Source organism: Microcoleus sp. CAWBG27 (assembly GCF_020883145.1).
Lineage (GTDB): Bacteria > Cyanobacteriota > Cyanobacteriia > Cyanobacteriales > Microcoleaceae > Microcoleus.
The window spans coordinates 1-10,465 of the sequence record NZ_JAHREU010000118.1 but is presented as its reverse complement, the minus strand read 5'-3'; the positions used below and the strand labels follow the sequence as shown (position 1 = coordinate 10,465).

The following is a 10,465-nucleotide window of genomic DNA, read 5'->3' as shown; positions in this document are numbered from 1 at the left end:
ATAGGCTTGACAGTATTCGTCTACAAAACTGACTGTAGGGACTGGTTCGCGGGGTACTACCATACATTTTAACTATTTGACGGCTTCAGGAATATTATACTATGGCTAAAGTGATGAAAGAGCGCTAGGAGCCGGATGCAGTGAAAGCTGCACGTCCGCGTTCTGAAGGAGAGGTGTCCTGTGGTAACACAGGCATCGACTCTAATTAACTGAGAGGTGCCGGGGATAATACCCCGCATCGACTCAACCTACTTCCAAATCGAATTTTTTTTCATTAGATCCAATTCCTGTCTACGGAAATATTGGATCTCAGAATGTCACATTTAGCGGTTCGCGAATTAAGAGAGGATTGTACAAAACATCGTGTGGTAGATTGATTAATGCCGATGTTAATGGGTCTTATAATATCTTAAGAAAAGCAATCCCAAATGCTTTTAGCGATGGGATAGAGAGCTGCGTAGCTCAGCCGAGGCGGGTTAATCCGCTCAAAGTGAAAGGGAAACGGGAGGGACTGGATGCCTCCCACGTCATGTCATAGATGACTATACTTTTACCAGCTATCTGACGACCTAACAGCACGCAACTAAACAAGTAAAAAATAAAAAGTATCTCTTCTCAACCTGACTTTATGAGCAAAGTTCTAGTTATATTGGGCGAATTGAGCGATCGCGACATCGATTGGATGCTCGCCAACGGCAGTCGCACCACAGTCCCCCCCGGCACCACCCTCATCGTCGAAGGTCAACCCTTAGACGCGCTGTACATAGTTCTGGATGGAACTTTGAGCGTTGCTGTATCATCTTTGGGCGACAAAGAAATTGGAAAAATCATCTGTGGCGAAGTCTTGGGCGAAATGTCTTTTGTAGACGGGAGGCTTCCTTCTGCTAGCGTCACGGCAATTGATGAATGCCTCATCCTGTCAATTCCGAGGCGGCTGCTAACTGAAAAACTAGAGCAAGACGTGCTGTTTTCCCTGCGGTTTTATCGGGCTATTACTAAATTTCTGTCGTCGAGACTGCGGGGTACAGTCAAACGCTTCGGCGAAGATACTGATTATTTAATATATCAAGACCCCCACGACGATCGCGCGATCGGGCAAAATGTCGAAAATCCTGATTTGGCTCAATCTAGATTTGAATGGCTGTTGCAGCGTTTGAAGGCGACTTGAAGTCAGTTGACAGTTGACAGTTGACAGTTGACAGTTGATAGTCATTAATTAGTTAACAACTAACAGTCATTAGTCATCAGTCATTAGTCAGCAGTCAGTAGTCATTAGTTAGTTGCTACAAATTCTCTTCGGATCGATGCCCGATGCCCGATGCCCAATTCCCAATTCCAGATGCCAAATTAAAAAACATATTTTTCGGCAACGCGCCAGTAGCGGGAAAAACGCTTCAAATCAATGTAGCCATCGTAGCGGACAAAGGGCTCGGATGGCAAAACTTCTACTGGGAACTCGATCGTAATTTCCCGGCAAATATCCTCAAACCGAGGGCTGGGACTTTCCGCTGTAACTACTTGATTCGCACCGGATTCGATCGCAAAAGCGATAACTTCGGCAGCGACATCGCCGCGCCGAATAACTACCGGCAACTCTAGCAAACATTCATAAATAAACACCATTCGCTTGAGACTTAACTGCCATTCATCGATCAGTGCATCGTCCCAAACCCAGATTGCTGGTGCTTCTGGGTGAGCTTGAAAAGCTGGGCCTTGTGGACTCAAACAGTCGCCGTGCAGCCAAATAATCGGATTGTTCATAAATTGGTAATTAGGGCTTGCTGAAAAAGTCAGAAAACAGCATTTAGAAAGATGAGTGAATTTGAGAGTGCCTCGACAATATAAGTTTTCTCAATATTGTTCTGGCTAGATATAGCTTTTGCCAATCATTTAAGCCAAAAAACATCCCCAAAGGTTTTTATTATGAAATAGACCGAAAAAAAGCCAAAAAGCCTGCCGTAGCAGGGCAGAAAGATTCATCACCAGAAAAGTTATTGCGATGCTTGTTTCAGAAGTATTATTAAGTTTAGTCATCACTCTACCGAGGCTGAATCTTCTTTTAGCTTCTCCAAATTTCCCCTCAATTAAGTTACGAATTCTTTCGTCTGATTGAGCTTGTTTTTTTAGTGATTTGCTCAGATTTTTGGGAGGTCTTCCTCCTAGACGAACACCGCTCATTCTAATGCCGAGTTCTTGGCACCAAACGCTATTTTCTTTGGTTCGATATATCTGATCTACATGAATTGATTCAGGATAAAATCCGGTAAATTGTTTAAAGGCTTCTACTTGTCTTTTAAGGTCTCCTGATTCGTTGAAGTTATCCCAACTAATTCGGTCTAAAAATACGTAACCCTGGAGACAACTGGCTGACAGTTTGTAAGGATTCAGGTAAAAATAGTTTCGCTCCCGAGCCGAAAAATATGGTAATGTAGTCAGATGAGCGAAAAGTCAGAGTTATCAGCAGCACTAACATTAGAAATGGTTGACCAGTTGAGTCGTGAGGAACTGGTCAAAATTGTGCTCACCCAACAGAAGCTGATAGAAAAACTGCAAGAAGAGCTCGAAAAGCTCAAAGAGAGACAGCCCAGTAATAGTAAAACATCATCAAGACCACCATCGAGCGATCTGATCCAGAAACCAGAGACACCCAAAGCTGACAACTCAAAAGAGTCAGAAGACAAGCCAAAGCGCAAACCAGGAGGGCAACCAGGACATATCGGGAAAACCCGAAAAGGATTTGGACGAGTAGATAGATATCAAATCAGCACCCCTTCTTCTTGCGAGCATTGTGGTAGCACTGAATTAAGTGATGCGATCGGTTATAGCAAGCAGCAAGTAGCGTGTTTAGTTACCAGACCAATTGAAGTAGTGGAATATCAACGAGTCAAATGTCAATGCAATGAATGCGGAGCAATGGTGATTGGACCAGTCTCACCGGGCATAGTTCCAGGACAAGATTTAAGCATTGACCTACAAGCATCCGCAGAGCTGGTTGGGTAATTATGGGCATATGTCCTATGAAAAACAACAAGAGTTCCTGCGGGAACTAGGTGGAATTGAAATAGGGCTGGGTACTTTACAAGCAACAAATGCGCGGGTAGCTGATGCTGTAAAGCCAGCCGTTGAAGAACTCTGGAAATGGGCACCACTACAATCCAACGTCCATGTCGATGAAACTCCATGGTGTGTCAAGGGAGTCAAAGAATGGTTGTGGACAGCCACAGGTCAAAAGTTTTGGGGAGCATAACACTTACGCAATGAGTATAAATACTCACAAATACTATGCCCCTCATTAGTCCATAATTAAATATGTTTACCACTCTTGAAAAATCATGAATCCAGAGAAACAAAGAAAGCTGCAAGAATATACCAGAGCAATTGCTGAGATTTTATATACAGAAGCTGAATCTGAACAACAGTTCACGCAAAGGAAGTATAGAAAAAACTATTCAGACACAGCTTCAACAGTATGTCAGTCCCGAAATTGCCGCTTTTTTTTAAGCAATCAACAGGAACAACTTCCGGCAGAACCAGAAAACTTACCAGTACATTAGGGATACTAAAAATTAGTGAAAAACAAGCTAAAATACTTGGAGTTAAGCCCTGCACAAGAGTCAGTCCACATTTGGAACAATGTTGTCTGAGATTGAGTGCCAATATGTCATACGAGCAAACGGCAGTAGATTTAGAATACATCACCGGTGTCCAAACTAATGCCATGTCACAACGCCCGATTAGTCCATCGGCAAGAGTTTCAGTTGCCGATAGTCACAGAACTAATTAAAGAATTATGTGTAGATGGAGGAAAAGTTAGATTAAGAACTGCACAGGGACTAGAATGTATCTACAGAGACTATAAAGCAATTCACACCAACATCGGATTGCTCGCAGGTTATCAAGATAATATTGGGCTGATTGATTGGGTCAACAGTCAACCCATCGCCAAGGTTGTTACCTGTTTGGGAGATGGACATGATGGAATTTGGAATATTATTGGGTTAGTCGCCCCCAATGGACAACGCCGAGAAATCCTTGACTGGTATCATCTGATCGAAAATTTGAATAAGGTTGGCGGTTCACAACGCAGAATCAATCAGGCCAAAGCTTATTTATGGATGGGACAGGTGGAGAAAGCGAAACAACTTTTTGCAAATCTGACCAAAAAAGCAGCACAGAATTTCTGCGTATATCTCAATAAACACGCCTGCACGCATCGTTAATTACCACTATTATCAGTCAAATAAGATTTGTTCAATTGGTTCTGGTGCCGTGGAATCAGCAATCAAACAGATTGGTCGTCGTATCAAAATTTCTGGCGCACAATGGAATGAGCAAAATGTCCCGCAAGTCTTGGCTCATCGAGTAGCTTACTTAAATGGAATGATTGGTGTCAATCTCAAAGCAGCAGCTTAAATTATCATCAGTATTTATACTTATCGCATAACTGTTATGCTCCCAAAGTTTTGCCTGTTCCATGCAGCAGACACTCGCAGCAGAGCCGAATTAGAAACCATGCTGGGCAAGGAGTTTGCTGGAGTGTTGAGCTCTGATGATTTTAGCGTCTATAACGGTGTGATTGTGGGAGCGCAGCAGAAATGTTTAGCCCATCTACGGCGACACTTTAAGAAAGTTCTGCAAATCGGCCACGGTAACAACACTATTGTGGCAGAAGCATTTTTGGCATTAATTGATGAGGCATTTCGACAGCATCGAACATGGCGGGAACACCCCCTTGAGATTGATTATCAGACTTGGGCGGGGGACTTTAAGACCCGGTTGGCGAAATTGTTAAATACTTGGGCTCGGTCATGTGGGTCATGCTGCGGGATTATTATTGCGCTCGTTGCGTGAGAAAGCAGATCAATGGTGGTACTTTTTAGACCATCCATCCATTCCTCCTGATAATAATTTGGCAGAACGTTCTCTGCGATTAGCCGTGACCAAACGTAAGGTATCTGGGGGTTCGAGGTCAATGTCTCGGTTTGAGGAAACTGCTGATTTGTTATCTGTGATTCAGACTTGTCGGTTTCAAGGTAAAAGCGCAATGGCTTTTTTCCGTGATGCTATATCTGCCCAATATGAGTAACTTTTTGATGCCTTCTCTTATTCCTCAATCACAGACCTGAATCCTTACGACAGTTTTGCCCCAAATTCAACGGATTTACCAGCTTTCCCTCTGATTATAGGGCGGATATGTGGTTGTTTTAAACTTACTATTCTGTCGGGAATACTATGTTCTTTCTTTTCATACATTGACAACTGTTGGCGGTAGACTTCTGTCACTACTAATAGCATTCTATAATCAGATTTGCTTAATAACTGTAGCTCACCCATTCTCTCTATACTTCCCAAATTTCTTTGTATGTATTGCAGTTGTTTTTTAATTGCTTTTCTTCTTTTTTACTCGTGGCTTTTTTTGTTTTGCTATGGCCAGGTATTCTTTTCTGGCTCTGTTTCGATAGGTTCTCGGCTTTTTTTTTCGGGTGATTTAGTTTGATTGTGTAGTATATCTATAATTTTTTCTGTCTGTTCTCTGGCTTGATTTAATAGTCCTAAGTCTGTCGGATATTTAAGATCTGCTGGCGCACAGGTTGCATCTAATATTAATTTTCCTTGATTTTTGGGTTCACTTCTTTCTGATGATTCTTTTTCTACTTCCTCTCCTTGCACTTGGGTATGGTTTTTGACCATTTTTTCGTTGATTTTATTGACTAGATTGACTCCTATTCTTTACCTAAAATGAACGAACATTGATGAATCAAATGGTGCAGCATTACTATAAGCTTCCATACCTATAAAGTATTGTAGGTATGGGTTTTCTTTTATTTGTTCTAGCGTTTCTTTGTCGCTAGTTTAAGAGTCTTTCTTTAATTATTAATGCACCCAATGCCATCCTAAATGATTTAGCGGGTGCTCCTGTAGATACTGTAAAATTTTGGGCATATTCAATTTCAAATTCTGACCACGGAATTATTTTTTCCATGATTACCCAACGATTATTCTCTGATAATTGTCCCTCGAAGGGTAGCTCAAAGTTGGACGGTGCTTTTGGGGTTGGGTCAAGTTTTCGGTACATGAACGAAAGTGATGCTGTGCATGGCTTTTGACTGATTTTACCTCATAGTCTTACACTTTATCCGCGCCGTTCGCGAGTCAACGTCTTTTCAGGTAAGGCTTTTAGGCTTATTCAGCAAGCCCTAATTAGTAATTTGGTTTGATCGTTCGGACTTCAGTCCTCTCTCATTTGATGCGGACTGAAGTCCTCACTACAAACCTTTATCAAACATCATGTAGAATATGTTGGCGAACTTCCTTAATTTTTCCTTTTTTTCTGAGGGCGTTGCCAACTTTGAGAGCCGCCCGTGCGATCGACCTTTTCGCCATTGGGAAACAACTTGCTCTCCAAATATTCGTAAGTTCCCTCAAAATCGCATTGCCCGTACAGGGGGCAATCGCGACAATAAACTGACTTAGTGTAACGTTCCAGATTTTCCCGATTAAAAAAATAAGCCTTGTGACTAAAAGTGCTCGCTACCCACTGCCAAGAAAGATTGTTGCTTGCCGGATCTCCATCTAGCAAATGTTGCAAAAACCAGCGAGCTCCAGCTTGCCAGCGCACGCGGCGCCAGTGTACCAAATAACTAGCCATCCACATTCAATCGTGGTTGGGAAGAAATCATGCTATACTGCCTGCATATTAGTATTAATGATTAGTAGTAATAGCCGAACACAGAGAATCTAGACAAAATCTAGAAAAGCTCTAGAAACCACAGAACCTTGACAAACCAATAGTTACAGCCATTCAAAAGGAGAAACCAGAATGAAAGCTCAAAGTAAAGCTCAGGTCGGTTGTGACGTAAAAGTTGCGATCGATAAGGGTAGTATTCGTCTGTCATTCCCTAAGCGTCATACACCCCTCTGGGAGTTGATGGACGGTAAATCACTGAAGGGTAAGCCAAAGTATCTCTACCTAGGTAAAGCAGGCTTCTCGGCTACTAATCCCGATGATTGTAGGCGTGCAGAACTGATAGCAGTACAAATGGAATCCGATTTAGACCATCCCGAATGGGATAAGCTGTTTGACCGCACGCTTGAGAAGTACGGCTTAGCAGGCTTATTAGGTGGTAAGTACGCCAAATTAGCTGATGTACTTCAGTTACCAGGCATACCCCAAGTTGAGCCTGAAATTACAGTAGGAACAATGTGGGAAGCGTACCTAGAATGGAAGGAGAAGAGAGTGGAACCCTCCACTTTCTTGAACTTTAAAGTGATTTACACTAACGCACTTAAGGGGCTGAAGTGGGACAAGCGAACGCACATAGAAACAGATAGAGGCATCATGAATGAATCTATTTGTTCGCCTACCTTAAAAAGCAAAGCGCAAAATCTTCCTATTGGGAAAGAAAACCAAATGAGAATATTGCTAGCACTAAACGAATGTTGTGACCTGGCAATAGAAAGGGGCGAAACGAAGATAAATCCTTTCAAGGGTCTATTGTGTGACTACAAGCCCGATGCGAGGGACAAATATAAACCCTCGGTTACAGCATCAGGGGATGTCCTTAGCTGGTGGAAAGTGCAAGATAGCGCTTTGCAAGACAAGCTAGATTCAGACAAACGTGCGTTTACGAAAGTAGAGCGAGACATCATTGTCAAGGCATTCTACGAGTCAGATAAGTCTGGTGCTCAGCAGATTGCTCCTTTAATTGAGTTTCTGTTTTTAACAGGTTGCCGCCCTGGCGAAGCTTTTGCTTTAAGGTGGGGCGACATAAAAACAGAAAGCGGAATTATATGGTTTAGCAAAGCGCTTGGACGCCGCACAAAGGAAGCGCAAGTTACCAAAAACAAGACAATAAGAATGTTTAAGCTTTACCCGCCTTTGATTGAATTACTGAATACCATAAAGCCTACAATCGTAGACCCAAGTGATTTAGTATTCAAACAGTCTAATGGCAAGGGATATTACACAGAACTGGTTCATGCACAATGGAATGGCAACACGTACAAAAACAGAAAGACTGGTGGAATAGTTGCTACCCCTGGTGTTGTCACCCGCCTTGTGGATGAAGGCAAAATTAGCCAGTATCTCGCCCCTTACCACACCCGTCACACGTACATTACCCTTACCGCTTGGGCAAATAAGGGTGATACATCAGCATTGATGCTACTCGCTCATAGTTGCGAGAATTCCGTAGAAGTGATAGTCGCACATTATTTGGGAATAGATGAATCTGCGACACTGAACTGGGTCTAACCCTTCTCTCACTTTACTACCCCCCCTTGTTAAGGGGGGTATTTTTTTGTCTATATTTACTTACATATATACCTATTAGTACTAATGATTAATACTAATGATTAATACTAATAGACAAACGACCTGGAACAAAAAACCCTCGCCACCACTACAAGGCAAGGGTCAAAAGTTAATATTAATGATTAATACTAATAAGTGAGTATGTATATTCCTACTCATATTGATTAAAAATTAGGCTAGCACACCCCTCATATTTACCCCAAAAGAGGTCAAAATTTGGCGATTCTAGACACTAAATAGAAAGACAAGGAGGGGGGGATTTACTCGCTATTTACCCTACATTATTTCGCTTTCTAACCTGTTTTAATTGCATCGTATAATTTTATACTTACTATATTTAGCATACCTGTACTTGTATATAAGTATACTGTATAATTTATATTTATTTGTATAACTTTAGAATCGTATGTTTTTTGTTTTACGCCAAAATATTCCTAAACCCTATAGGTTTCCACCACAAAAAGTCAGGGGGAACGCATCTTATTGAACACTGTTCATCAGTGGTGAGTATATTTTGAGATAAACTCACTATTCTTAGAAGCTATAGACACGCTTTGTAATGACTTTTGTAAGAAAATAGGACTGATTAATGGTGGTTTTTACCCTAGCTGCTCATTTTGAGACAATAAAACATTACAACCACTGTTTACAAGTTGCATAATAGTTAGTAATGAGTTAGGTCAAGAGAATTTAGTTGACTGAAGCAGCGAGAATTTTAGTCAAATAGTCATCATCCCACCCAGCTCGAAGTCGCTTATTTCTTGCTCGAGTTTTTGAGGTTTTTTCTTGATTCAAAAGGTTGAGTGAAATATGTCTAAGAATAGCAAAGTTTTGCGGGCCATTATCTTTCCTGATCCGACAATCATCTTCACGAAAAGCCACATCTAATACCCAATGTAAAGAATTTTCAACTCCCCAATGGCTGCGGACTGACTCACCAAATTTTTGAGCATTATTTGGCGAACTACTAATGTAATAACGAGTTTCAATCGTTGTTTTTCCCTTCACTATTCTCACGGATTCTATCATGCCTATACTATTAAGTTTCTCCCATTGATTGTCGGGGTCAATCAGTTCTTTGATGTCACTTAGCATCAAGTGATGTCGGATTTCTGAGCGACCGTGATTACTCTATTTCTTTGGCGAATAAGCTGTATGTGTAAATCCCAAAAATCCTTGTCTAATTGCTTGCTTGAACAACTCTTCTACTCTGGCATACAGGGATGGTTGGTTCTTTTTTAAGGTGATCATATAATCTCCTCCTTGTTCGACAATTGACTTCACAATTGACCTCTGGCAGCCCATTGCATCAATGGTGACAATGCTTCCATTTAATTCTAATACTTTAAGTAAAGCCGGAATAGCTGTGATTTCATTGGATTTTTTATCGACCTTAACTTGTCCTAAAACTAATCTTTGACTGGTGGCCCAAGCACTGACCATATGAATTGCTTTTTTATCTTCTCCTCGATCGTAAGAATGGCGAAGAGTTTTGCCATCAACTGCGATTACTTATCCTGGATTTAAGCAGCTAATAGATTGAATCCAACTCAAAAAACATTTCTGAAATTGTTCCGGGTTTAGGCGAGAAAATACTCGCGCAATTGTGTCATGTGAAGGTATGCCATTTGGTAATTCTAAAATAGTTTTTAACCATTCGTATTTAGCTCGACCGTAACTTTCGATATCTACCATGTATCAGCACCGCAAATCACAGCACAGATTGAGATGGTGATAATATCAATTAATTGATGATGTCTCGTCCGCTCAATTCTTGGATCTTCTAAGTCTAAAAAATGGTCGGCGATGGTGATTTTAGGTTTGAGTTTCATACAGGTAAACCCTAATTAAATGTTTTGTAGTTACTCAATAATTTTTCTCCAATATACCATATTCTGTTAACATAAAATTTAGATGCGTTCGCCCTGCACAAAAAGTAGAGTAAAATAACGGATAAGGATACGCTATTTTAACTTGTACTAAATTTTGGAAACCTATAGGGTTTAGCTTTGTACTATATTGTACTATAGAACCCATTTGACATCTTTTACGGTCTTGTGGTAGCGTGACCGTAAAAGCATTATCCAGTAGCAGCCATGCCTTATTGTAGCAGTTTAACGGATTCAGAATGGGAAATAATTGAACCCATAC

Annotated in this window: 4 protein-coding genes and 7 pseudogenes; 6 read left to right on the top strand and 5 right to left on the bottom strand. The window is 41.2% G+C overall.

The genetic code is table 11. The annotated features are described in order from the left end of the window. Nucleotides 1-250 precede the first annotated feature (250 nt). A pseudogene (locus QZ938_RS33195) lies at nt 251-538 on the top strand (RNA-guided endonuclease TnpB family protein); the annotation flags it as partial. Between the two features lie 90 nt (nt 539-628). Continuing rightward, complete coding sequence (locus QZ938_RS31960; protein ID WP_293158432.1) at nt 629-1,168, top strand: cyclic nucleotide-binding domain-containing protein; 540 nt, start codon at nt 629-631, stop codon at nt 1,166-1,168. 179 nt (nt 1,169-1,347) lie between these two features. Here QZ938_RS31960 and QZ938_RS31955 read toward each other — a convergent pair whose 3' ends face one another. Next, nucleotides 1,348-1,761, bottom strand: a complete 414-nt coding sequence (locus tag QZ938_RS31955) for a hypothetical protein (RefSeq protein ID WP_293158429.1) — start codon at nt 1,759-1,761, stop codon at nt 1,348-1,350. Between the two features lie 125 nt (nt 1,762-1,886). After that, nucleotides 1,887-2,376, bottom strand: a pseudogene (locus QZ938_RS31950) (transposase); the annotation flags it as partial. 60 nt (nt 2,377-2,436) lie between these two features. Between QZ938_RS31950 and QZ938_RS31945 the strand changes: the two are divergent. From QZ938_RS31945 to QZ938_RS31935, 3 pseudogenes are all read left to right on the top strand, one after another. Continuing rightward, nucleotides 2,437-3,214, top strand: a pseudogene (locus QZ938_RS31945) (DUF6444 domain-containing protein); the annotation flags it as partial. A 118-nt stretch (nt 3,215-3,332) separates the two neighbouring features. After that, a pseudogene (locus QZ938_RS31940) lies at nt 3,333-4,413 on the top strand (ISKra4 family transposase). Nucleotides 4,414-4,458: 45 nt separating this feature from the next. After that, nucleotides 4,459-5,126: pseudogene (locus QZ938_RS31935) on the top strand (transposase); the annotation flags it as partial. 7 nt (nt 5,127-5,133) lie between these two features. Here QZ938_RS31935 and QZ938_RS31930 read toward each other — a convergent pair. Next, nucleotides 5,134-6,076: pseudogene (locus tag QZ938_RS31930) on the bottom strand (IS5 family transposase); the annotation flags it as partial. 237 nt (nt 6,077-6,313) lie between these two features. Further along, a complete protein-coding gene (locus QZ938_RS31925) occupies nt 6,314-6,649 on the bottom strand; it encodes an FAD-binding domain-containing protein (protein WP_293356296.1) in 336 nt (111 codons plus the stop codon). 171 nt (nt 6,650-6,820) lie between these two features. On the opposite strand from QZ938_RS31925, the gene QZ938_RS31920 reads away from it, so the two are divergent. Next, nucleotides 6,821-8,254, top strand: a complete 1,434-nt coding sequence (locus QZ938_RS31920) for a site-specific integrase (protein WP_293356293.1) — start codon at nt 6,821-6,823, stop codon at nt 8,252-8,254. Between the two features lie 750 nt (nt 8,255-9,004). Here QZ938_RS31920 and QZ938_RS31915 read toward each other — a convergent pair. After that, nucleotides 9,005-10,146: pseudogene (locus QZ938_RS31915) on the bottom strand (ISAs1 family transposase). Nucleotides 10,147-10,465: the final 319 nt, after the last annotated feature.

What these genes read in the sequence shown, in the direction of transcription:
- QZ938_RS31960 (WP_293158432.1), top strand. Translation starts at nt 629, where the DNA reads ATGAGCAAAGTTCTAGTTATATTGGGCGAATTGAGCGATCGCGACATC.
- QZ938_RS31955 (WP_293158429.1), bottom strand. Translation starts at nt 1,761, where the DNA reads ATGAACAATCCGATTATTTGGCTGCACGGCGACTGTTTGAGTCCACAA.
- QZ938_RS31925 (WP_293356296.1), bottom strand. Translation starts at nt 6,649, where the DNA reads ATGGCTAGTTATTTGGTACACTGGCGCCGCGTGCGCTGGCAAGCTGGA.
- QZ938_RS31920 (WP_293356293.1), top strand. Translation starts at nt 6,821, where the DNA reads ATGAAAGCTCAAAGTAAAGCTCAGGTCGGTTGTGACGTAAAAGTTGCG.